Annotated in this window: 23 protein-coding genes and 1 pseudogene; 20 read left to right on the forward strand and 4 right to left on the reverse strand. The window is 69.4% G+C overall.

Features of this window, described 5'->3' with window-relative positions:
* Window positions 1-234 precede the first annotated feature (234 nt).
* The 5 genes from AC2W7E_RS00280 to AC2W7E_RS00300 all read left to right on the forward strand — a co-directional run bounded on the left by AC2W7E_RS00280 (window position 235) and on the right by AC2W7E_RS00300 (window position 5656).
* Window positions 235-2508: a polyribonucleotide nucleotidyltransferase gene (locus tag AC2W7E_RS00280; RefSeq protein ID WP_060921087.1), complete on the forward strand. Its 2274-nt coding sequence runs from the start codon at window positions 235-237 to the stop codon at window positions 2506-2508.
* 214 nt (window positions 2509-2722) lie between these two features.
* Window positions 2723-3772, forward strand: a complete 1050-nt coding sequence (locus AC2W7E_RS00285; protein ID WP_485988327.1) for an aldo/keto reductase — start codon at window positions 2723-2725, stop codon at window positions 3770-3772.
* A 51-nt stretch (window positions 3773-3823) separates the two neighbouring features.
* Complete coding sequence (locus tag AC2W7E_RS00290; RefSeq protein ID WP_025103212.1) at window positions 3824-4426, forward strand: histidine phosphatase family protein; 603 nt, start codon at window positions 3824-3826, stop codon at window positions 4424-4426.
* Between the two features lie 55 nt (window positions 4427-4481).
* Window positions 4482-5222 (forward strand): 4-hydroxy-tetrahydrodipicolinate reductase, encoded by a 741-nt coding sequence (gene dapB / locus AC2W7E_RS00295; RefSeq protein ID WP_025103213.1) that lies wholly within the window; start codon window positions 4482-4484, stop codon window positions 5220-5222.
* A complete protein-coding gene (locus AC2W7E_RS00300; RefSeq protein WP_082749918.1) occupies window positions 5222-5656 on the forward strand; it encodes a tetratricopeptide repeat protein in 435 nt (144 codons plus the stop codon). Before dapB ends, AC2W7E_RS00300 begins: the two co-directional genes overlap by 1 nt.
* A gap of 12 nt (window positions 5657-5668) precedes the next feature.
* Here AC2W7E_RS00300 and AC2W7E_RS00305 read toward each other — a convergent pair whose 3' ends face one another.
* The 3 genes from AC2W7E_RS00305 to AC2W7E_RS00315 all read right to left on the reverse strand — a co-directional run bounded on the left by AC2W7E_RS00305 (window position 5669) and on the right by AC2W7E_RS00315 (window position 7185).
* Entirely contained in the window at window positions 5669-6094 is a 426-nt protein-coding gene (locus AC2W7E_RS00305; RefSeq protein WP_485988328.1) for an OsmC family peroxiredoxin, read from the reverse strand.
* An 84-nt stretch (window positions 6095-6178) separates the two neighbouring features.
* Window positions 6179-6751: a DUF4395 domain-containing protein gene (locus tag AC2W7E_RS00310; RefSeq protein WP_485988329.1), complete on the reverse strand. Its 573-nt coding sequence runs from the start codon at window positions 6749-6751 to the stop codon at window positions 6179-6181.
* A 20-nt stretch (window positions 6752-6771) separates the two neighbouring features.
* Window positions 6772-7185 (reverse strand): thioredoxin family protein, encoded by a 414-nt coding sequence (locus AC2W7E_RS00315; RefSeq protein WP_485988330.1) that lies wholly within the window; start codon window positions 7183-7185, stop codon window positions 6772-6774.
* Between the two features lie 113 nt (window positions 7186-7298).
* Between AC2W7E_RS00315 and AC2W7E_RS00320 the strand changes: the two genes are divergently transcribed.
* The 3 genes from AC2W7E_RS00320 to AC2W7E_RS00330 are packed head-to-tail and all read left to right on the forward strand — an operon-like array spanning window position 7299 to window position 9342.
* Complete coding sequence (locus tag AC2W7E_RS00320; RefSeq protein ID WP_485988331.1) at window positions 7299-8108, forward strand: thymidylate synthase; 810 nt, start codon at window positions 7299-7301, stop codon at window positions 8106-8108.
* The gene (locus tag AC2W7E_RS00325) at window positions 8105-8581 is read left to right on the forward strand and encodes a dihydrofolate reductase (protein WP_485988332.1); all 477 of its coding nucleotides are present in this window, start codon (window positions 8105-8107) and stop codon (window positions 8579-8581) included. The genes AC2W7E_RS00320 and AC2W7E_RS00325 overlap by 4 nt, the downstream gene beginning before the upstream one ends.
* Window positions 8581-9342 carry an SDR family NAD(P)-dependent oxidoreductase gene (locus AC2W7E_RS00330; protein ID WP_485988333.1) on the forward strand — a complete coding sequence of 254 codons (762 nt, stop codon included), beginning with the start codon at window positions 8581-8583 and terminating at the stop codon, window positions 9340-9342. The genes AC2W7E_RS00325 and AC2W7E_RS00330 overlap by 1 nt, the downstream gene beginning before the upstream one ends.
* A gap of 7 nt (window positions 9343-9349) precedes the next feature.
* On the opposite strand, the gene AC2W7E_RS00335 is transcribed toward AC2W7E_RS00330, so the two are convergent.
* Window positions 9350-9889, reverse strand: a complete 540-nt coding sequence (locus tag AC2W7E_RS00335) for an NUDIX domain-containing protein (protein WP_485988334.1) — start codon at window positions 9887-9889, stop codon at window positions 9350-9352.
* A 78-nt stretch (window positions 9890-9967) separates the two neighbouring features.
* On the opposite strand from AC2W7E_RS00335, the gene dapA reads away from it, so the two are divergent.
* The 12 genes and pseudogenes from dapA (at window position 9968) to AC2W7E_RS00395 (ending at window position 22488) form a co-directional block, all read left to right on the forward strand.
* Window positions 9968-10945: a 4-hydroxy-tetrahydrodipicolinate synthase gene (gene dapA, locus AC2W7E_RS00340; protein WP_085607326.1), complete on the forward strand. Its 978-nt coding sequence runs from the start codon at window positions 9968-9970 to the stop codon at window positions 10943-10945.
* A 53-nt stretch (window positions 10946-10998) separates the two neighbouring features.
* Complete coding sequence (locus tag AC2W7E_RS00345; RefSeq protein ID WP_025103223.1) at window positions 10999-12675, forward strand: ribonuclease J; 1677 nt, start codon at window positions 10999-11001, stop codon at window positions 12673-12675.
* Window positions 12676-12766: 91 nt separating this feature from the next.
* Window positions 12767-15480: pseudogene (locus AC2W7E_RS00350) on the forward strand (FtsK/SpoIIIE family DNA translocase).
* Window positions 15480-16055, forward strand: a complete 576-nt coding sequence (gene pgsA, locus AC2W7E_RS00355) for a CDP-diacylglycerol--glycerol-3-phosphate 3-phosphatidyltransferase (RefSeq protein ID WP_025103225.1) — start codon at window positions 15480-15482, stop codon at window positions 16053-16055. The pseudogene AC2W7E_RS00350 and the gene pgsA overlap by 1 nt, the downstream one beginning before the upstream one ends.
* The gene (locus AC2W7E_RS00360; RefSeq protein WP_315109873.1) at window positions 16052-16540 is read left to right on the forward strand and encodes a CinA family protein; all 489 of its coding nucleotides are present in this window, start codon (window positions 16052-16054) and stop codon (window positions 16538-16540) included. Before pgsA ends, AC2W7E_RS00360 begins: the two co-directional genes overlap by 4 nt.
* A 141-nt stretch (window positions 16541-16681) precedes the next feature.
* Window positions 16682-16990 carry a helix-turn-helix domain-containing protein gene (locus tag AC2W7E_RS00365; protein WP_025103227.1) on the forward strand — a complete coding sequence of 103 codons (309 nt, stop codon included), beginning with the start codon at window positions 16682-16684 and terminating at the stop codon, window positions 16988-16990.
* An 18-nt stretch (window positions 16991-17008) separates the two neighbouring features.
* The gene (locus AC2W7E_RS00370) at window positions 17009-17233 is read left to right on the forward strand and encodes a DUF3046 domain-containing protein (protein ID WP_485988335.1); all 225 of its coding nucleotides are present in this window, start codon (window positions 17009-17011) and stop codon (window positions 17231-17233) included.
* Window positions 17234-17493: 260 nt separating this feature from the next.
* Window positions 17494-18540 (forward strand): recombinase RecA, encoded by a 1047-nt coding sequence (gene recA / locus AC2W7E_RS00375; protein WP_025103229.1) that lies wholly within the window; start codon window positions 17494-17496, stop codon window positions 18538-18540.
* A gap of 389 nt (window positions 18541-18929) precedes the next feature.
* The gene (locus AC2W7E_RS00380) at window positions 18930-19403 is read left to right on the forward strand and encodes a regulatory protein RecX (RefSeq protein ID WP_062634892.1); all 474 of its coding nucleotides are present in this window, start codon (window positions 18930-18932) and stop codon (window positions 19401-19403) included.
* 49 nt (window positions 19404-19452) lie between these two features.
* Window positions 19453-20997: a tRNA (N6-isopentenyl adenosine(37)-C2)-methylthiotransferase MiaB gene (gene miaB, locus AC2W7E_RS00385; RefSeq protein WP_060921069.1), complete on the forward strand. Its 1545-nt coding sequence runs from the start codon at window positions 19453-19455 to the stop codon at window positions 20995-20997.
* A complete protein-coding gene (gene miaA, locus AC2W7E_RS00390; protein WP_025103232.1) occupies window positions 20994-21905 on the forward strand; it encodes a tRNA (adenosine(37)-N6)-dimethylallyltransferase MiaA in 912 nt (303 codons plus the stop codon). Before miaB ends, miaA begins: the two co-directional genes overlap by 4 nt.
* 34 nt (window positions 21906-21939) lie before the next feature.
* The gene (locus AC2W7E_RS00395) at window positions 21940-22488 is read left to right on the forward strand and encodes a dihydrofolate reductase family protein (protein ID WP_025103233.1); all 549 of its coding nucleotides are present in this window, start codon (window positions 21940-21942) and stop codon (window positions 22486-22488) included.
* Window position 22489: the final 1 nt, after the last annotated feature.

Consider the following 22489-nt stretch of genomic DNA (forward strand, 5'->3'; position numbering starts at 1 on the left):
GTCGAGGGTGACCCCGGTCATCCGATAACTTCACATCGACTCATGGAGCGATCGGCGGAGAAGCTGGTCCCCTGTGGTGGGTTCCTCGGCGCAGGTCGGGTGGCTTTCTACTGGTGGCCAGCGCAGGCGAGATTCGCGGGAATGCCCGCGCGCCCGAACCCTTCCGTTCCGCTCCTTTGAACACGCTCGCGCGTCACACGGATTCGCGAGTCTAAACAAAGAAGGAGAGACCTCTTGGAAGGTCCTGAAATCACCGCCACCGAGGCCGTTCTCGACAACGGCCGCTTCGGCACCCGCACCATCCGCTTCGAGACCGGCCGCCTCGCGCAGCAGGCTCAGGGCGCCGTCGCCGCCTACCTGGACGGCGAGACCATGCTCCTGTCGGCCACGAGCGCGGGCAAGCACCCGCGTGAGGGCTTCGACTTCTTCCCGCTGACGGTCGACGTCGAGGAGCGCTCCTACGCCGCCGGCAAGATCCCCGGCTCGTTCTTCCGTCGTGAGGGTCGTCCCTCGACCGAGGCGATCCTGGTCTGCCGTCTGATCGACCGCCCGCTGCGCCCGTCGTTCGTCGACGGCCTGCGCAACGAGGTCCAGATCGTCATCACGGTCCTCTCGATCGCGCCGGGCGAGTTCTACGACGCCCTCGCGATCAACGCCGCGTCCGCGTCGACCCAGATCTCGGGTCTGCCGTTCTCGGGCCCCGTCGCCGGTGTGCGCCTCGCGTTCATCCCCGGTCACGGTCAGCACGAGGACCAGTGGGTCGCGTTCCCGACCGCCGAGCAGGTCTCCGAGGCCGTGTTCGACCTCATCGTCGCCGGCCGCGTGGTCACCAAGGCCGACGGGTCCGAGGACGTCGCGATCATGATGGTCGAGGCCGAGGCGACCGAGGGCAGCTGGAACCTGATCAAGGCCGGCGCCACCAAGCCCGACGAGACCATCGTGGCCCAGGGCCTCGAGGCCTCGAAGCCGTTCATCGCCCAGCTCGTCAAGGCCCAGGCCGAGCTCGCCGCCACCGCGTCGAAGGAGCCGGGCGTCTACCCGGTCTTCCCCGCGTACAGCGACGAGGTCTACGACTTCGTGTCCGAGCGCGCGTTCGCCGAGCTGAGCGACGTCTACCAGATCGCCGACAAGACCGAGCGCCAGAACGCCGACGACGCGATCAAGGACCGCGTCAAGGCCGAGCTCATCGAGGCCACCGAGGCGGGCTCGCTCCCGGCTGCAGCCCCGCTGGAGTTCTCCGCGGCGTACAAGTCCGTCACGAAGAAGATCGTGCGTGGTCGCATCCTCACCGAGGGCACCCGCATCGACGGCCGCGGTCTCGCGGACATCCGTCCGCTCGACGCCGAGGTGCAGGTCATCCCGCGCGTGCACGGCTCCGCGATCTTCCAGCGCGGCGAGACCCAGATCATGGGTGTCACCACGCTGAACATGCTCAAGATGGAGCAGCAGATCGACTCGCTGTCGCCCACGACCAGCAAGCGCTACATGCACCACTACAACTTCCCGCCCTACTCGACCGGTGAGACCGGCCGCGTGGGTTCGCCGAAGCGTCGCGAGATCGGGCACGGCTTCCTCGCCGAGCGCGCTCTGGTGCCGGTTCTGCCGAGCCGTGAGGAGTTCCCGTACGCGATCCGTCAGGTGTCCGAGGCGCTGAGCTCCAACGGCTCCACCTCGATGGGCTCCGTCTGCGCGTCGACCCTCTCGCTCCTCAACGCGGGTGTGCCGCTGCGCGCCCCCGTCGCCGGCATCGCGATGGGTCTCGTCTCCGACGAGGTCAACGGGGAGACCCGGTACGCGGCGCTGACCGACATCCTGGGTGCGGAGGACGCGCTCGGTGACATGGACTTCAAGGTCGCCGGCACGAGCGAGTTCGTCACCGCCATCCAGCTCGACACGAAGCTCGACGGCATTCCGTCGTCGGTGCTCGCGGGCGCGCTGACCCAGGCCAAGGACGCTCGTCTGACGATCCTCAACGTCCTGAACGCCGCGATCGACGCTCCCGACGAGATGGCACCCACCGCGCCGCGCGTCATCAGCGTCCAGATCCCGGTCGACAAGATCGGCGAGCTGATCGGCCCGAAGGGCAAGACGATCAACGCGATCCAGGACGAGACCGGTGCGCAGATCTCCATCGAGGAGGACGGCACCGTCTACATCGGCGCGACCGACGGCCCCTCGGCCGAGGCCGCCCGTGCCCAGGTCAACGCGATCGCCAACCCGACCAACCCGGAGGTCGGCGAGCAGTTCCTCGGCACCGTCGTGAAGATCGCCACCTTCGGCGCCTTCATCTCGCTGCTGCCGGGCAAGGACGGTCTGCTGCACGTCACCGAGGTGCGCAAGCTCGCCGGTGGCAAGCGTGTGGAGAACGTCGAGGACGTGCTCTCCGTCGGCCAGAAGATCCTCGTGAAGATCACGAAGATCGACGACCGCGGCAAGCTGTCGCTCGAGCCCGTGCTCGACGACGCGCCCGCTGCGGACGAGGCTCCGGCCGAGGACGCCGCCGAGTAAGACAACGGATGACACGGAACCCGGGTCTCTCCGTCGGAGGGGCCCGGGTTCCGTCGTCTGTGCCGTGATCGAAACGTTATGGGAAGTTTGCGCGCCGTTCCCCGGATTGGTCGGGACGTTCGCGCACGTCGCATACCCTCGAAGTACGCACCGGGGGGTGCCAGCGAAGCAGTGATGTCGATCGGCTCCGGCCGATCACGGCGGGGGTGAGAGTATGCGGTTGTTCAGCGTAGGCGCAGGAACACCTGCTGAACGCGCCCCGCAGGAGCATGAGGACCACCCCTCCGCCCCCATCCCGATCGTCGGGCCCGGCGTGGGGGAGTCCATCCGCGCCGCCCTCGGCGAGACCGGGTACGAGACGTTCCCGCTCATGCTCGGCGCCGCGGAGTTCGGATGGAACGTCGATCTCGAGACGAGCCACGGCATCCTCGACCGCTACGTGGAGTTCGGTGGCAACGCCATCCATACCGCGGACGGGTTCTCCGGCGGGCGCAGCGAGCACATCCTCGGGCAGTGGCTGCGGTCGCGGGACCAGCGCGAGCGGGTGGTCCTGAGCGTGCGCATCGGCGCGCACGCCGACAACCCCGGCCTGGGATCGGTCAACCTCGTCCGTGCCGTCGAGGGGTCGCTGACCCGGCTCGGCGTCGAGCGCATCGACGTGCTGTACCTCGACGCCACGCTGGATGCGACGACCAACCTCGAAGACACCCTGGCCACGGTCGAGTGGCTCGTCGAGGCGGGGAAGATCGGGGCGCTCGGCGCGTACGGCTTCACGCCGGAGAGGCTCGTCGAGGCGCGGATCCTCGCGTCGGCGGGTTATCCGCGCATCACGGTCATCGACACGCCGTACAACCTCGTCCGTCGGCAGCCGTTCGAGGGCGACCTGCGGCTCGTCGCCGGCGCGCAGAACCTCGCCGTGACGCCGTCCCACGCGCTGGAGCACGGATTCCTGTCCGGCCGTCACCGGACGAAGGCGGTCGCGTCGCGCGGCGTCCGCGGCGAGCAGCTCCGGGGTCACCTCAACCGCCGAGGGACCAAGGTGCTGCGTGCGCTGGATCAGGTCGCGGCGGAGCTCGCCGTGCCTGTCGCGGCCGTGTCCATCGCGTGGCTGCTCGCGCAGCGCACGGTCGCCGCGCCGATCGTGAACACGTTCGCGACCGACCACGTCGACGAGCTCATGCAGGGCGCGGGCGTGACGCTGTCCCGGGTACAGGTCGCCGACCTCACCCGCGCGGCGCCTGAGCTCGCGGCGCCCGTGACATAGGGTGGAAGAGGAAGACCGGCGGATGCTGGCGACGAGGCGAGCGAGCGAGTTGTGACGCACTACATATATCTGGTCAGACACGGTGAACATCAGGATGCCGAGCACGGCCTCGCCGACGGACCCCTCTCCCCGCGCGGTCAGCGGCAGGCGGAGCTCATCGCGGATCGCCTGTCCGGCCTCCCGCTCGACGCCGTCTGGCATTCGCCGCTCCTCCGCGCCGCGGAGACGGCGCGAGCGATCGCCGGCCGACTCCCCTCCGTGGATCCGGAGCCCTCCGCTCTGCTCTTCGACTGCGTGCCGACGGGGATGACGGAGGAGACGCCGGCCGTGTTCGAGCCCTTCTTCGGCTCCGTGACCGAGGCGGAGATCGAGGCGGGCCGCGCGCAGATGTCCGATGCCGTCAACGAGTTCCTCGTGCGGAAGACCGGCGACGTGCACGAGGTGCTCATCACCCACAACTTCGTGATCTCGTGGTTCGTGCGCGAGGTGCTCGCCGCACCGGACTGGCGCTGGATGACCCTGAACCAGTCGCACTGCGGGTTGACGGTGATCGCGCAGAAGCAGGGACGGCCATGGACCCTGCTCACGCACAACGACACCGGCCATCTTCCGATGGAGCTGCGGACGGGCATCCCGGACGCGCTGCTGGTCTGATCGACGCCTCCGCGCGCCGCGACCCCCGGCCGACGCCCGGAAATAGACTGGACGCATGACCACGAAGGTAGCCCTCGTCGGCGGGACCGGAAAGCTCGGGACGATCATCGCTGCGGTGATCGAGGAGCTCGAGGGCTTCGAGGTGAGCCGGGTGCTGACGTCGGCGAGCGACCTGTCGGAGCTCGCGGGCGCCGACCTCGTGATCGATGCCTCAACCCCGCAGGTCAGCATCGACGTGGTGCGCACGGCCGTGGAGCACGGGCTCAACATCCTCGTGGCCACCTCCGGCTGGTCGGCGGAGCGGATCGCCCTCGTCCGGCCGCTCGTCGAAGCCGCCGACACGGGAGCGGTGTTCATCCCGAACTTCTCCCTCGGCTCCGTTCTCGGCTCGGCCCTCGCGGCGGCCGCCGCGCCCTACTTCGGCTCCGTGGAGATCGTCGAGGCACACCGGGAGACGAAGGTGGACTCGCCCAGCGGGACTGCCGTCCGCACGGCGGAGCTCATCGCCGCCGCGCGCGCGACCCAAGGTCCGGTGAGTGCGCCGCATGCCGATCAGCGCGCCCGAGGTCAGCAGGTCGGCAGCGTGCCCATCCACTCGCTCCGCCGTCCAGGGGTGATCGCCAAGCAGGAGGTGATCCTGTCCGGTCCGGGGGAGTCGCTGACCTTCACGCATGACACCACCGACCCGGGCCTGGCGTATGCGCCGGGGATCCGCCTGGCCGTGCCCTATGCGGCCACCGCCACCGGCGTCGTGGTGGGCCTGGAGAACATGCTCGACATCGGCATCCGCTCGTGATGTCGCGGATCGGGGTCGGGCTGATGGCCGCGGCCCTCCTGCTCTACCTCGTGGTGGCGGGCTGGCTCGCCGTCATGTTCCTCGCCGTGGGCACGCCTGTCTCCATCGGGATGGGCATCACTCTCCTCGTGCTCGCACCCGTGGGCGGGTGGGCGCTGGTGCGCGAGATGCTCTTCGGGTTCGGTGCCGACCGTCTGGGACGCCTGCTCGACGCCGAGGGCGGCATGCCGCCCGTGGAGACCGAGCTCACGCCCAGCGGACGCATCGCCCGCAAGGATGCCGACGCGCTCGTCGCGCGCTACACGGCGGAGGCGGAGGCGGCGCCCACCGACTGGCGGGCGCGCTACCGTCTCGGCGTCGTGCAGGACGCTGCGGGACGCCGCAAGGACGCCAGGGCGAGCATCCGACAGGCGATCAGCCTCTCCCGCGCCTGACGTCCACGCGGCTCAGGCGAGAGTCGCCTCGAGCGTGATCTCGATGCCCGCGAGAGCCTGGGACACCGGGCATCCGGTCTTCGCGCCCTCGGCGATCTCCTGGAACTTCTCCGCGGTCAGACCCGGCACCGTCGCGTTGACGTTGAGGTGGCTGCCGGTGATGCCGACGCCCGGCTTGAAGGTGACCGAGGCGCTGGTGTCGACGCGCTCCGGCGGCGTGCCGTTCTCGGCGAGTGCGTGCGAGAGCGCCATGCTGAAGCAGGAGGCATGGGCCGCGGCGATGAGCTCCTCCGGCGTCGTTGTCGTCTCGCTGCCCTCGCTGCGCGACTTCCAGTCGATCGGGAACGTCCCCAGATGCGAGGAGGAGAAGGCGACCGTGCCGGAACCCTCCGTGAGCGATCCGGTCCAGGTGGCGGCGGCTTCACTGGTGACGGGCATGGTTCCTCCGGTTCTGACGCCACCGGGGGAGCGGCGTCGCTTGCTCGTCAGCCTACCGAGGGTCCGGGCCTTCGGGAACCGGCGTCAGGCGGCGCGGCGCGGTCGTCCGGTGAGCCCGACGCGCTGCAGCAGGAGGTAGAGCTGGCACCCGAGGCACAGTCCGAACACGGCGTTGAGGAAGGCGGCGAGGAACGCGGCGGCGGTGGCGATCGGAAGGGCCCACGGCACCCCGGCGAGGTGGAGCAGGAGGCCGAGTCCCACGACGACGAGACCCACGCCCTGGGCGAACCGCGGGGGACGGGGATCCTCCAGCTCTGCGGGCGGCGCGAGGCGCGGACGGACGAGGTGGCGGTAGAGGACGCCCCATGGTGCGGTGGACGGCGAGACCACACCCCAGAGGAAGAGCAGCGCGATCAGCGTGGCCAGGAGGAAGCCCGGATCGAGCACGCGCGCGACAGGCCCTGCGGAGGAGACCGCCCAGCCGCCTCCTCCGATGAACGCGAACTCCGACGATGCCGTGAGCGCGAACCAGCGATCGGCGGTCCGCGCGGTGGAGATCCCGATGAGGGCCAGGAACGTCGCGACGGCGAGCAGGAGTGCGGTGATCCCGGCGGCGAAGCGAGGCCCGCGCGGATCGATTCCGGGGGGAGGGGTCATCATCTGCTCCAGACGGGGTCTCAGACGGCGGCGAGGGCGTGGGTCAGGCTCTCGCGAGCGGGTATGCCCGCGAACCGGGCCTTGACGCGCCCGGTGGCGTCGAGCACGAAGGTGGTCGGTGTCTGCAGCACACGGTAGCGCGCCGAGAGATCCGGACGGTGCGTGAGATCGACCTCGATGTGCGCGAGGCCGGCGTCCCCGGACGCATAAGAGCCCAGAAGACGACGCACCTGGGGGCAGCGGGCGCAGGTCTCCGTGCTGAACTGCACGAGCGTCGCGGTGGCACCCAGCGCCGCGCCCTCCGCATCGGCCGGATCGAACCGCAGGTCGCCGCCGTCGCGGCGGCGGCCCTCTCTCCCGCGGAGCACGAGACCGACCACCGTGGCGAGCACCAGAAGCGCGGCCAGGGCGGCGAAAGCGAGCGCGGGGGACATCCCTCGAGGCTAGAGCCGCGGCTGTGGAAGCGTCGCGATGTTTCCGTACGTGACGCGCGGATCGCGTCACGGTCACCGCCTCCGACGGGAGCGGGGCGGGTATCCTGACAACCATGAGCGCCGCTGTCCCGACTCCGTACGAAGACCTGCTCCGCGATGTGCTCGAGACGGGCACGCACAAGAGCGATCGCACCGGGACGGGGACCACCAGCGTGTTCGGGCGCCAGATCCGCTTCGACCTCGCGCAGGGGTTCCCCCTCATCACCACGAAGCGCGTCCATTTCAAGTCCATCGCGTACGAGCTGCTGTGGTTCCTGCGGGGCGACTCCAACGTCCGCTGGCTGCAGGAGAACGGCGTCTCGATCTGGGACGAGTGGGCGGACGAGGACGGCGACCTCGGCCCGGTGTACGGCGTCCAGTGGCGCTCCTGGCCGACACCCGACGGCGGCAGCATCGATCAGCTGACCGAGGTCATCGAGCAGATCCGACGCTCACCCGACTCACGGCGCCTGCTCGTCTCCGCTTGGAACCCCGCAGACATCCCCGATATGGCCCTCGCGCCGTGCCACGCGCTCTTCCAGTTCTATGTCGCTGACGGAAAGCTCTCCTGCCAGCTCTACCAGCGCAGCGCGGACATGTTCCTCGGCGTCCCGTTCAACGTCGCCTCCTACGCGCTGCTGACGATGATGATCGCGCAGCAGGTGGGGCTGGAGCCCGGCGACTTCGTCTGGACCGGCGGGGACTGCCACGTCTACGACAACCACGTCGAGCAGGTGCGCGAGCAGCTGACGCGAGAGGCCTATCCGTACCCGACGCTGCGGTTCGCACGAAAGCCGGAATCGATCTTCGACTACCGGTTCGAGGACTTCGTCGTGGAGGACTACCAGCACCACGCACCGATCAGGGCGGCGGTGGCGGTATGACCTGGGTGGGGCTCATCTGGGCCGAGGCCGCCGGAGGCGTGATCGGCGCCGAGGGCGGCATGCCCTGGTACGTGCCGGAGGATCTGGCGCACTTCAAGGAGACCACGCAGGGCGCTCCGGTCGTCATGGGACGCAAGACCTGGGACTCGCTGCCCGAGCGATTCCGCCCCCTGCCCGGTCGCGACAACATCGTCGTGACCCGCCAGCAGGGCTGGACGGCGGAGGGCGCCCGCCGTGCGTCCACGGTGTCCGAGGCCGTGCGCGGCCAGGAGAAGGTGTGGATCATCGGCGGTGCGGAGATCTTCCGTCAGGTGATCGCCGACGCCGACCGGCTCGAGGTCACCGAGCTCGACCTCACGGTCGACGGCGACACCTTCGCTCCGCCGAAGGCCGGGTGGCGCGTGGTGGACGAGGGGGACTGGCAGACGTCCCGCACCGGCGTCCGGTATCGCTTCCTGAGGTACGAGCGCTGATGCCCACCGCACTGATCACCGGAGCCAGCGCGGGGCTGGGCGCCGAGTTCGCCCGTCAGCTGGCACGTCGACGCGCCGACCTCGTGCTCGTGGCCCGCTCGGAGGAGTCGCTCTCGGCTCTCGCGGGGGAGTTGCGCGGCGAGTGGGGAGTGGCTGTCGAGGTGCTCCCGGCCGATCTGTCCGAGGAGGTCGGCGTCGAGCTCGTCGCGGCTCGGCTCCGTGATCGGGACGATCCGATCGACCTGCTCGTGAACAACGCCGGGTTCGGATTGCCGTTGCAGTTCGCCGACAACGACATCCAGGACGAGGTGCGGCATCTGCGTGTGCACGTTGAGGCCTCCATGCGCCTGATGCACGCGGCCCTGCAGACCATGCGGGGGCGGGGCGGTCGGATCATCAACGTCGCCTCGGTGGCCGGTTTCATCTCGCGGTCGACGTACTCCGCCTGCAAGGCCTGGCTCATCGACTTCAGCCGGTGGGCGAACACCGCCTACGGCCCGGACGGCGTGAGCCTCACGGCGCTCTGCCCCGGTTTCACGCACACCTCCTTCCATGAGCGGATGGGTCTCGCGGTCGGCGAGGAGGGCGTGCCGACCTTCCTGTGGCTCGATGCCCGAGACGTCGTGCGCGAGGGGCTCCGCGACGCGGCGCGGGGCAAGGCCGTGTCCATCCCCTCGGTGCGGTACAAGGCCGTCGTGGCCGCGACGAAGGTGCTGCCTCGGTCCCTCACCGCGGCGGTCGCCCGCCGGGGTCGGGTCTGACCCGCCGTCAGCGGAACCGCCCGAGACGGATCCCGGCGAGGGCGATGGCGGCGATCGTCTCGCCGTCCGTGATGCGGCCGTCGGCGATCATCCGCAGGACCTCGCCGAACGCCACCCACTCCACGGTGTCGATGCCCTCCTCCGCGCGGCTGTCGACCGCATCGTGGACGCGCTCGATCTCCCGGGCCAGGAAGACGTGCTCCGTGGCCTCCGCGACGCCGTCGAGCGCGTGGGTCGTGCCGAGGAGCTCCCACCGGAGCGCCCGGTACCCGGACTCCTCGAGGAGCTCGCGTTCCGCGGCGGCACGCGGGTCCTCGCCGTCGGTGCCGCCGGCGGGCACCTCGACGGACGGGCCGATCGTGTAGCGATCGACGGTGACCAGGCAGACTCGGTCGTCGGCGTCCATCGCGACGATGAACACCGCCGGGTTCCGCACCGTCATGACGCCGTAGACGCCCCGGCCACCCGGTCCGGTGACGTCGTCCTCCCGGACGCGGATCCAGGCGTTCTCGTAGGTCGTGCGTGAGGCGTGCGTGATCCAACCCATGGTGCGAGCCTACGGCCGACAGGGGAGGAGGACCGGACCCGTCCGCGACAGCGGCATCCGACCCGATACGCTGGACGCATGACGCACTCGGGCAACCCCTTCGGACAGGTTCTCGTCGCGCTCGTCACTCCGATGACGGCCGACGGCGAAGTCGACTGGCCCGCCGTCGAGAAGCACATCGATGACGTGATCACCGCAGGCGCGGACGGCATCGTCGTGACGGGAACGACCGGCGAGACCTCGACCCTGACGGACCCGGAGAAGCTCAAGCTCGTCGAGGTCGGCAAGTCCGTCTCGTCGGGACGCGCGAAGATCATCACGGGTGGCGGATCGAACGAGACCGCGCATGCGATCGAGCTGTACAAGGCCAGCGAGAAGGCCGGCGCCGACGGCATCATGATCGTCACGCCGTACTACAACAAGCCGACGCAGGCGGGCATCCTCACGCACTTCCGGCTCGTCGCCGATGCGACCGACCTGCCGGTCATCCTGTACGACATCCCCGGGCGGACCGGTGTCCCGATCAAGTACGAGACGATCCTCCGGCTCGCCAAGCACCCGAACATCCTCGCGGTGAAGGACGCCAAGGGCGACTTCTCCGAGGTGAGCCGTGTGCTCAACCAGACCGACCTCATGTACTTCTCCGGTGACGACGCGAACGTGCTGCCGCACCTGTCGATCGGGGCGACCGGCCTCATCGGCGTGACGGCGAACGTCGCCGCCGCTCCGTACCGGACCATCATCGATGCGGTGAACCGAGGCGACCTCGCCACCGCGACCGCCGAGCACAAGCGGCTGGAACCGCTGGTCCGGGCCGTCATGACGCACGTCCCCGGCACGGTCGCCGCGAAGTACATCCTGCACGGGCTGGGCCGCATCTCCAGTCCGCGTGTCCGCCTTCCCCTCGTCGGCCCGGAGGAGTGGGAGGCCGCCCTCATCGAGGACGAGCTCGATCTCGTCAGCGGCGTGCCGGGGGCGGACTTCTCGAACTTCCGGCCCGACCGCAACGCGGCCGCGGGCGGCGCCCTGCCGAAGGTGCACGGCACGACGCGCTGAGCCGCGTCACCATGAACGAACGGACGCGTGGAGTGTCCGACTGAGGAGACAGCATGTCCATTCCCCTGGCCGAACCGTCCGCTCTCGACGAAGGGACGCTCCGGGTCATCCCGATCGGCGGCCTGGGGGAGATCGGTCGCAACATGACCGTGTTCGAGTACGCGGGCAAGATCCTCATCGTGGACTGCGGGGTGCTCTTCCCGGAGGAGCACCAGCCCGGCGTCGACCTCATCCTCCCGGACTTCGAGCCGATCCGTGACCGTCTCGACGACATCGTGGGCGTGGTGCTGACGCACGGGCACGAGGACCACATCGGGGCGGTTCCGTACCTGCTGCGGCTGAAGAGCGACATCCCGCTGATCGGCTCCGGACTGACGCTCGCCCTCGTCGAGGCGAAGCTGAAGGAGCACCGCATCAAGGCCTTCACCCTGACCGTGAAGGAAGGCCAGCACGAGAAGGTCGGGCCGTTCGACCTCGAGTTCGTCGCGGTGAACCACTCCATCCCGGACGCGCTGGCCGTCGCGATCCGCACCCCCGCGGGCATGGCCCTCGCCACCGGCGACTTCAAGATGGACCAGCTGCCCCTGGACGGCCGCATCACCGATCTGCGCGCGTTCTCGCGCCTGGGGGAGGAGGGCGTCGACCTCTTCCTCGTCGACTCCACCAACGCCGACGTCCCCGGCTTCACGCCCACGGAGCGCTCCATCGGCCCGGTCCTCGACCAGGTCATCGGCAAGGCTCCGCGCCGCGTGATCGTCGCGAGCTTCTCCAGCCACGTGCACCGCGTGCAGCAGGTGATCGACGCCGCGCACGCGCACGGGCGTCGGGTCGCGTTCCTCGGCCGCAGCATGGTCCGCAACATGACGATCGCGGAGCAGCTCGGCTACCTCAAGGTGCCGGCGGGCGTGCTGATCGACTTCAAGAAGGCACGCGACCTCCCGGACGAGCAGATCGTCTACATGTCGACCGGTTCGCAGGGCGAGCCGATGGCCGTGCTGAGCCGCATGGCCAACATGGACCACGCCATCGAGGTCAGCGAGGGCGACACCGTGATCCTGGCGTCGAGCCTCATCCCGGGCAACGAGAACGCCGTCTACCGCGTCATCGACGGGCTCACGAAGCTGGGCGCGAACGTCGTGCACAAGGCCAACGCGCGGGTGCACGTGTCGGGGCACGCCGCGGCCGGCGAGCTGCTCTACTGCTACAACATCCTCAAGCCGAAGAACGTCCTCCCTGTCCACGGGGAGTACCGGCACCTGATCGCCAACGCCAAGCTCGCCCAGGACACCGGGATCCCTGAGCAGAACACGATCATCGCCTCCAACGGCACCGTGATCGACCTGAAGGACGGCGTCGCCCGGGTGGCCGGGCAGCTCGACCTCGGGTTCGTCTACGTCGACGGCTCGACCGTCGGCGAGATCACCGATGCCGATCTCAAGGACCGCCGCATCCTCGGCGAGGAGGGGTTCATCTCGGTCATCGTCGTCGTGGATGCCGCGACCGGGCGCATCATCTCGGGGCCGGAGATCCACGCGCGCGGCGTCGCCGAGGACGACGCCGTGTTCGACGACGTCGCTCCGAAGATCGTCGCCGCGCTGAAGGAGGCGTCCGGCAACGGCGTGCGCGACACGCACGCGCTGTCGCAGGTCGTCCGTCGGACGATCGGCCGCTGGGTGAACCAGAAGCTGCGTCGTCGCCCGATGATCGTCCCTCTCGTCATCGAGGCCTGACCCTCCGATCACGGCGTGCCGTCGCGCGCCGTGATCGTCGAGTTCCGCGTGGTGACGCGGAGATGTCGGTCGCGGGTCGTACCGTGGAGGCATGGCCAGGAGCAGCACCAAGACCGAGCGCGCCTCGACGAGCGCCCCGTCGCGCCCCAAGCGGCAGGCGGCTCCGAAGGCGCAGCCCGCACCCAAGAAGTACATCGACGAGGCGGACAAGCCGCCCGTCGCCGCGCGCGCCTGGAACGGGCTCGCGCACGGCGTCGGCGGACTCTTCCGGGCCTTCGGGCCGGAAACGCTGCAGAAGGACGACCGCAGGGACGGATTCCCGTTCCTGCTGGTGATCCTGGCGGCGCTCGGTGCCGTCAACGAGTGGTTCTTCATCGGCAACGAGGTCGCCGCGAACATCAGCGCCTACTCGGTGGGGCTCTTCGTCGGTCGGGTGGCCTTCATCATGCCGGTGCTGCTGCTCCTCCTGGCGGGATGGCTGTTCCGGCATCCGTCGTCCGTGCACGACAACGGGCGCATCGGTATCGGCTTCGGGATGTTCGTGCTCGCTCTGGCGGGGATCTTCCACGTCGCCGGCCCTCGTCCCCACCCGAACCAGGGCATGCCAGCGCTGAGCGAGTCCGGTGGCCTGCTCGGGTGGCTCGTGGGCCAGCCCCTGACGTACCTCACCGACATCCCGGCGTACCTCATCCTCGGGCTGCTCGCCGCCCTGAGCATCCTCATCCTCACGAAGACCCCGCCGAACCGCATCGGTGCCCGGCTGGGAGATCTCTACGCGTGGATGTTCGACGCGGAGCGCCCGGAGAAGCCGGCGAAGGACACCGCGGCCGCGGTCGACGAGGCCGACAAGGTCGACGACCCGGACGTGCTGCCCTGGTGGCGACGCAACAAGACCGGTCGCGAGGAAGACCCCGACGAGGGCACGCTCGCGTCCGACGACATCACCGCGCTCCTGTCCACCACGGAGGCCACGCCGGCATACGACCAGGCCGTGACGGTGGCGAACCCGTACGACGCGGCGACCGAGGTGCTCAGCGACGTGCGCTCCGTGACGGACGCGCTCGCGGAGCAGCAGACGACCGCGCTGCTGGACGACGAGTCGGACACCGGCGAGATGCCGGAGCTGCCCGGACTGGACGGCTTCGGCACGGAGGGCCCCGGCGACCGCGGTCCGCAGGCCCCCGTGGCCCCCTACATCCTCCCGTCGCCGGGCGTGCTGTCCGAGGGACCGCCTTCGGTGGCCCGCTCGGAGGCGAACGACCGCATCGTCGAGCAGATCACCAGCGTCCTCGACCAGTTCAAGGTCGACGCCAAGGTCACCGGCTTCTCCCGCGGTCCGACGGTCACGCAGTACGAGGTCGAGGTCGGCCACGGCGTCAAGGTCGAGAAGATCCTGCAGCTCAGCAACAACTTCGCCTACGCGGTCGCCTCCAACGACGTACGCATCCTCTCGCCGATCCCCGGCAAGAGCGCGATCGGCATCGAGATCCCGAACACCGACCGCGAGACGGTCGCCCTCGGCGACGTGCTGCGCTCGGCGGCCGCGCAGAAGAGCACGCACCCGCTCACGATCGGCGTCGGCAAGGACGTCGGCGGCAACTTCGTCGTCGCCAACCTCGCGAAGATGCCGCACCTCCTGGTGGCGGGCTCGACGGGGTCCGGTAAGTCCAGCTTCGTGAACTCGATGATCACGAGCCTGCTCATGCGGGCGCGCCGTCCGACGTGCGCATGGTCCTCATCGACCCGAAGCGTGTGGAGCTGACGAGCTACGCCGGTGTCCCGCACCTGATCACCCCCATCATCACGAACCCGAAGAAGGCCGCCGAGGCGCTGCAGTGGGTCGTGAAGGAGATGGACATGCGGTACGACGACCTCGCGTCGTTCGGCTTCCGCCACATCGACGACTTCAACCGCGCCGTGCGCGCGGGCGAGGTGGAGGTGCCCCCGGGCAGCGAACGGGTGCTCAAGCCGTACCCATACCTCCTCGTCGTGGTCGACGAGCTCGCGGACCTCATGATGGTCGCCCCGCGCGACGTCGAGGACTCGATCGTCCGCATCACGCAGCTCGCCCGCGCCTCCGGTATCCACCTGGTGCTCGCCACGCAGCGGCCGAGCGTCGACGTCGTCACCGGCCTCATCAAGGCGAACGTGCCGTCCCGTCTCGCGTTCGCGGTCACGAGCGTGACCGACAGCCGCGTCATCCTCGACAGCCCCGGCGCCGACAAGCTCATCGGACAGGGTGACGCGCTCTTCTCGCCCATGGGCTCGTCGAAGCCGTTCCGACTGCAGGGTGCGTGGGTCGACGAGAAGGAGATCGACGCGGTCGTCAAGCACGTCACGCGTCAGGCGCGTCCCGAGTACCGCGCCGACGTCCAGGAGGCGATGGAGCCGGCGAAGAAGAAGGAGGTCGACGAGGACATCGGCGACGACCTCGAGCTCCTGCTCGCGGCGGCCGAGCTCATCGTCTCCTCGCAGTTCGGATCGACGTCGATGCTGCAGCGCAAGCTGCGGGTCGGCTTCGCCAAGGCCGGACGCCTCATGGATCTCCTCGAGTCGCGCGAGGTCGTCGGCCCCTCGGAGGGTTCGAAGGCGCGCGATGTGCTCGCGACCCCCGAGCAGTTGCCGCAGGTCATGGCGAAGCTTCGCGGCGAAGATGTTCCGTCGGCTCCTGCGGCTCCGGCTGCGCCCGCCGCCGCAGCGGTGCCGCCGGCCGAACGGGACCCGTTGGAGGCGCAGTACGACGGCCTGCCGGTCGTCGAAGCGGAGGGCGACGAAGACGCCTGGGGCCTGACGGGACGCGACTGATGGCGATCCCTCGGCAGCTCCCCAACGCCATCACGGTGGCGCGCATCCCGCTCGCCGTGGTGTTCTTCGTCCTCCTGCTCGTCGGCGGGACGTACGGCCTCGCCGATCTCACCGTGCGCTGGATCGCCGCCGTCCTCTTCATCGTCGCCATCTCGACCGACTGGGTCGACGGCTACCTCGCACGTCGCTACGACATCGTCAGCGACTTCGGCAAGCTCTGGGATCCGATCGCGGACAAGCTCCTCACCGGCGCCGGATTCGTCGGGTTGGCGATCCTGGGCGAGGTCTCCTGGTGGATCGTCGTGATCATCCTCGTCCGCGAGTGGGGGATCACCATCCATCGGCTGGTCGTCGCGAGCGAGCACGTTGTCGCGGCCGCCTGGATGGGCAAGATCAAGACGGCTTTCCAGGGCGTCGCCCTCGGCTGGGCTCTCCTGCCGCTGCACGTGTTCATCGGGCTCGGCCCGTGGACCGTCGTGACGACCGTCCTCATGGTCATCGTGCTCGTGCTCACCGTCGTCAGCGGGATCGACTACATCGTCGCGCAGGTGCGCGGCGCGCGTCAGAGCCGATGAGCGGCACGACGCCGGCCGAGGCTCTGGACGCTCTGCGTGAGCGAGGCTGGACCCTCGGTGTCGCGGAGTCGCTCACCGGCGGTGCGGTGTGCGCGGCGCTCGTCGCGGTTCCCGGCGCCTCCGCGGTGCTCCTCGGCGGCGTGGTCGCCTACGCCACCCCCCTCAAGCACACGCTGCTCGACGTCGACACCGACCTGCTGGAGCGATACGGGCCGGTGCACCCGGAGGTCGCGCGGCAGATGGCTGCCGGAGTGCGCGACGCCGTCGCGGTGGATGGTCTCCCCGCCGATGTCGGGGTGTCCACCACGGGGATCGCGGGCCCGGAGTCCCCGGATGGGCAGCCCGTGGGCACCGTCCACATCGGCGTGGTCACCCCGACAGTGAGCCGGACCCGACCGTTCCACTTCGAGGGGGACCGCGACGCGGTGCGAGCACAGACGGTCGCGGCGGTCCTCGATGTGCTGGCCGCTGCGCTGCGGGAATAGCGACTCCCCGCGTCATGTTGATACGGATGTGCTCACATTTAAACCACAGAGTGCAAGGGTAGATTCTGTGCAAGCCAGGAGGACTAGACTGGCCGTCTCTTCGAGGGAGACCTCGATTCACGAACTGCGGAGGAGGTTCCGATGATTCTTGTACGACAGGAGATCGGCGACGTGCTGAGGGACTTCCGTCTGCAGAAGGGGCGGACGCTCCGGCAGGTCGCGAGCAAAGCATCCGTCGCTCTCGGTTATCTCAGTGAGGTCGAGCGCGGACAGAAGGAGGCCTCGAGCGAGATCCTCGCCTCGGTGGCAGAGGCGCTCGACGTCCCCATCTCCACGATCATGCGCGAGGTCGGGGACCGCATCTCGGTGCTCGAAGGCATCCAGGTCTTCCCGGACGTCGTTCCGGACGACCTGGTCGCGTCCGTGGAGCCCGAGCTCTCGCTCCGCTGACACTCGGAGATCACCCTGATGCGACGCAGTGAGTTCCTGCGCGCCGTCGACGCCGAGTTCCATGCCCGAGCCTCTTCTCTGGTGAATGACCTCGTGCTCTCCGGCATGGGGGGACGAACGGCGCTCGAGGCTCTCGAAGCCGGGGTACCTCCGCGCCACATCTGGCTCGCGCTCTGCGCCGACATGGATGTTCCCGAATCCCGTCGCCACGGCGTGGGGCGTCTGGAGCCGCGCGGCCGGTGACGGCGGCTTCCCGGGTGTGCGGAAGTCCGACACGCCGAACCGGCGTGTTGTCGAAAATCTGTTCGAACCAGGCGTAGTCTTCTGCACAAGTGGTCAGACGGTTCTGGTCCCCACGATCCGCGGCTCCTCGACGCAATGTCGGAGGCCCGCCGTACCGTGAGGTCCAGGCTGAAAAGCCATACGCCTTGTCGGAGAGTTCCTTCCGCCGGAAGAGCCGCGACAGCCTACAGGCGGCAGCACACGCGCAGAAGGAGCACACCATGCCATCACCCGCCGACCGCGAGAAGTCCCTCGAGACCGCCCTCGCCCAGATCGACCGCCAGTTCGGAAAGGGCTCGGTCATGCGGCTGGGCAGCGATGAGCGCGCCCCCGTGGCCGTCATCCCCACCGGCTCCATCGCCCTCGACGTCGCCCTCGGCGTGGGAGGTCTGCCGCGTGGCCGCATCGTCGAGATCTACGGCCCGGAGTCCTCGGGTAAGACGACGCTGACGCTGCACGCCATCGCCAACGCCCAGCGAGCCGGCGGTATCGCGGCATTCATCGACGCGGAGCATGCGCTCGACCCCGACTACGCCGCGAAGCTCGGCGTCGACATCGACGCCCTTCTCGTCTCACAGCCCGACACGGGTGAGCAGGCTCTCGAGATCGCCGACATGCTCGTGCGCTCCGGTGCCATCGACCTCATCGTCGTCGACTCGGTGGCGGCCCTGGTGCCGCGTGCGGAGATCGAGGGCGAGATGGGAGACTCCCACGTGGGTCTCCAGGCCCGCCTCATGTCGCAGGCGCTGCGGAAGCTCACCGGTGGTCTGAACCAGACGAACACGACGATGATCTTCATCAACCAGCTGCGCGAGAAGATCGGCGTGTTCTTCGGCTCGCCGGAGACCACTGCCGGTGGTAAGGCGCTGAAGTTCTACGCGTCCGTGCGTATGGACATCCGCCGCATCGAGACGCTCAAGGACGGCACGGACGCCGTGGGTAACCGCACCCGCGTCAAGATCGTCAAGAACAAGATGGCCCCGCCCTTCAAGCAGGCGGAGTTCGACATCCTCTACGGCGTCGGCATCTCCCGCGAGGGCAGCCTGATCGACTTCGGCGTCGAGCACGGCATCGTCAAGAAGTCGGGATCGTGGTACACCTACGACGGCGATCAGCTGGGCCAGGGCAAGGAGAACGCGCGGACGTTCCTGCTCAACAACGCCGACATCGCCTTGGCGATCGAGAGTCAGATCAAGCAGAAGCTCGGTATCGGCGGCCCGGCCGCGGCTCCGGGTGCTGATGAGCTGGCCGAGCGTCGCCCGGCCTGATGAGTGACCAGCGTGGGGGCGATTCCGAGCGGATCGCCCCCATCATCCCTCTCTTCGGCGGACCCACGCGTGCGGAGCATCCGGCCGCAGGCGGTGCAGACGAGTCGTCGTCCGCGCCGCCTGCGCGGTCGGGGCCGCCCGCGGACGCGGCGGGACTCTGGCGCTCGACGTGGCACGAGCCCACGTCGGCAGGGTCCCCGTCGGTCGACGACGGTTCTCCCAGCGCGAGGCACCCCGCCCGGGGTGCCTCGGCGCGGGCCGCTTCCTGGGGCGGGAAGACCACCACATTGCGCGCCGTCGGCGATACGTCCCGATCGACCGGAGGGGGAGAGGGCACGGAGAACGGCCCCTCGGCGGCGGAGATCCGAGCGACGGCGGAGGAGTCGTTGGTGCGGAAGCTCCGCACGCGGTCGCTGTCCGTCTCCGAGGCCCGGCTGGTGTTGAAAGGGCACGGGCTTGCGACGGACGCCGTCGAAGACGTGATCGACGACTTCGTACGGCGCGGATACCTCGACGACGCCGTGCTCGCCGAGCTCCTCGTCACGTCCGGCGTCGAACGCAAGGGCCAGGGGCGGGTCGCGCTGTCTCGAGCGCTCGCGCAGCGGGGCATTCCTCGTGACGTCATCGACGCCGCGCTCGATGAGCTGCCCGACGACGACGCGGAGCGGGCACTGGAGTTCGCCCGGACCAAAGCGCGTTCGATGGGACGCCTCGACCCCGACGCGGCGCTCCGCCGGTTGGTCGGGCAGCTGTCGCGCCGCGGGTACGGGGGATCGGTCGCCATGAACGCGGCGAAGACGGCGCTGCGGGAAGCCTCGTTCGGCGGGGGCGTCTCCGGCGTCCGGTTCGTGGATTCCGACTGACGGTTCGCACGCGATCGGCTCTCGGTGACGCTCGTACAATGGGAGCATCATGACTATCCCCCGCAGTGAACCGACGATCATCAGCGCGTCGTCGGCGGCCGTCGACGATGACGGGCGCCAGCGATCCTACGAAGTGCGCACCTTCGGCTGCCAGATGAACGTCCACGACTCCGAGCGTCTGTCCGGATCCCTGGAGAGTGCCGGCTACATCCGCGCTGAGGCCGGAGCCGAGGCCGACGTGGTGATCATCAACACCTGCGCCGTCCGGGACAACGCCGCCGGGAAGCTCTACGGGACGCTCGGGCACCTGGCCGCCGTCAAGCGCCGCAAGGCAGGGATGCAGATCGCCGTCGGCGGCTGCCTGGCGCAGATGGACAAGCAGGCCGTACTCGACAAGGCCCCCTGGGTCGACGTGGTCTTCGGCACGCACAACATGGGATCCTTGCCCGGCCTCTTGGAGCGCGCGCGCCACAACGGTGACGCCGAACTCGAGATCCTCGAGTCCCTCGAGGTCTTCCCGTCGACGCTTCCCACCAAGCGCGACTCCGCGCACAGCGGCTGGGTGTCGATCTCCGTCGGCTGCAACAACACCTGCACCTTCTGCATCGTCCCGAGCCTCCGGGGCAAGGAGAAGGACCGTCGCCCGGGCGACATCCTCAACGAGATCCGCCTGCTGGTGGAGGACGGCGCCATCGAGGTGACGCTCCTCGGGCAGAACGTGAACTCCTACGGGGTGGAGTTCGGGGATCGTCAGGCGTTCGGAAAGCTCCTCCGCGCCGCCGGCGAGATCGAGGGGCTCGAGCGCATCCGCTTCACGAGCCCGCATCCCGCCGCCTTCACAGACGACGTGATCGACGCGATGGCGGAGACGCCCGCCGTCATGCCGCAGCTCCACATGCCGCTGCAGTCGGGGAGCGACCGGATCCTCAAGGCGATGCGTCGCTCCTACCGCAGCGAGCGCTTCCTGGGCATCCTGGACCGCGTCCGCGAGCGCATCCCGCACGCGGCCATCACGACCGACATCATCGTCGGCTTCCCCGGCGAGACCGAGGAGGACTTCGAGGACACGATGCGCGTCGTCGAGCAGTCGCGCTTCTCCGGAGCCTTCACCTTCCAGTACTCGATCCGCGAAGGCACCCCTGCGGCCACGATGCCGGACCAGGTGCCCAAGGACGTCGTGCAGGCTCGCTATGACCGGCTGATCGCGCTCCAGGAGCGCATCTCGCTCGAGGAGAACCAGAAGCAGGTCGGCCGGGAGGTCGAGGTTCTCGTGTCCACGGGCGAAGGCAAGAAGGACACGGAGACGCGTCGCCTGACCGGGCGGGCGCAGGACAACCGGCTCGTGCACTTCGAGGTCACTCCCGGGTCCGAGCTGCCGCGCCCAGGGGATGTCGTCACGGTGACGGTGACGCACGCCGCGCCGTTCCACCTCCTCGCCGACGACCCGACGGGTGCCCCGCTCCGCATCCGTCGGACGCGTGGTGGCGACGCCTGGGATCGGGGACAGGCCGAGTCGTGCGCCGTGCCGGCACCGAGCGACGGCGCTCCGCGCGCCGTCTCCCTCGGCCTGCCGACCCTCCGCGTCGGAGTGTGACCGCGCCTCGGCTCTGGGCCGTCGTCGGCGCGACCGGCACGGGGAAGAGCGATCTGGCGCTCGATCTCGCCGAGGAGCTCCGGCGGCGCGGCAACCCGGCGGAGATCGTCAACGCCGACGCTATGCAGCTCTACCGCGGCATGGACATCGGCACCGCGAAGCTGTCGGTCGCCGAACGTCGCGGCATTCCGCACCACCTCTTCGACGCGCGAGAGGTGACGCAGGACGCTGCCGTGGCCTGGTATCAGCCGCTCGCACGAGAGGCCGTGCAGCAGATCCACGCGGCGGGAGGGGACGCGATCCTCGTCGGTGGATCGGGACTCTACGTGTCGAGCGTCGTCTACGAGTTCCACTTCCCGCCCCGGGACCCCGCCATCCGCGAGCGTCTCGAGCAGGAACTCGATCGCGAGGGTGTCGGGTCCCTGCTCCAGCGGTTGCGCGAGCGTGATCCGGGGGTCGCGGCCCGAGTGGACCCGCGCAACGGGAGACGCGTGATCCGCGCGCTCGAGATCATCGAGCAGGGGAGCGCGACGCATGGTGCCGTCCTCCCCGAGACGCCGACGCTCTGGTATCCGCACACGCGTCTGATCGGGCTGCACGTGGATCGGGGCGAACTCGTCGCCCGCCTCGATGCGCGTGTGCGTCGGATGTGGGAGCACGGCCTGGTGGCCGAGGTCGCCGGGCTGCGGGACCGCGGTCTGGAGCGCGGGACGACAGCCCCGCGGGCGATCGGATACGCACAGGCGCTCGCACAGCTGGACGGTCGCTCCACCGCCGAAGAGGCGATCGCCGAGACGCAGGCTCTCACGCGACGCTATGCACGTCGACAGGTGTCGTGGTTCAAGCGCTACCCGGAGCTGGAGTGGGTGACGCCACCCGTGGCCGTCGCCGACCTGTTGCGGGACTGACCGCGATGTCGGTGGCCCGTGCGAGCATGCGCGTATGGCCACTCACTACTTCACCGCGTCCAGCCTGGACGGCTTCATCGCCACTGCCGAGCACTCCCTGGACTGGCTGCTGAGCCAGGACATCGACATGGAGGGTCCGATGGCGTACCCCGCCTTCGAGAAGAGCATCGGTGCGCTGGTGATGGGGGCATCCACGTTCGAGTGGGTCATGCGCCATGAGGAGGGCCGCTGGACGTACACGCAGCCCACGTGGGTGCTGTCGCATCGTGACCTTGCGGTGCCGGCCGGGGCCGATGTCCGGGTGACGAGTGCCGACATCCGCGACGTGCACAGCGCGATGCTCGACGCCGCGGGTGGCAAGGATCTTTGGGTGGTCGGCGGGGGAGACCTCGCCGGGCAGTTCGCCGACGCGGGGCTGCTGGACGAGGTCTGGGTGCAGTACGCACCGGTGACCCTCGGGAGCGGCGCCCCGCTGTTGCCGCGGCGGCTCGATCTGGAACTGATCGAGGTGGCTCGCAACCGCAGCTTCCTCTGCGGGCGCTATCGCGTCGCACGGCCGGGCGCAGGGTCGTCGGCTCCCTAGA

It is taken from the genome of Microbacterium sp. CFSPD4_SD4 (assembly GCF_057364585.1).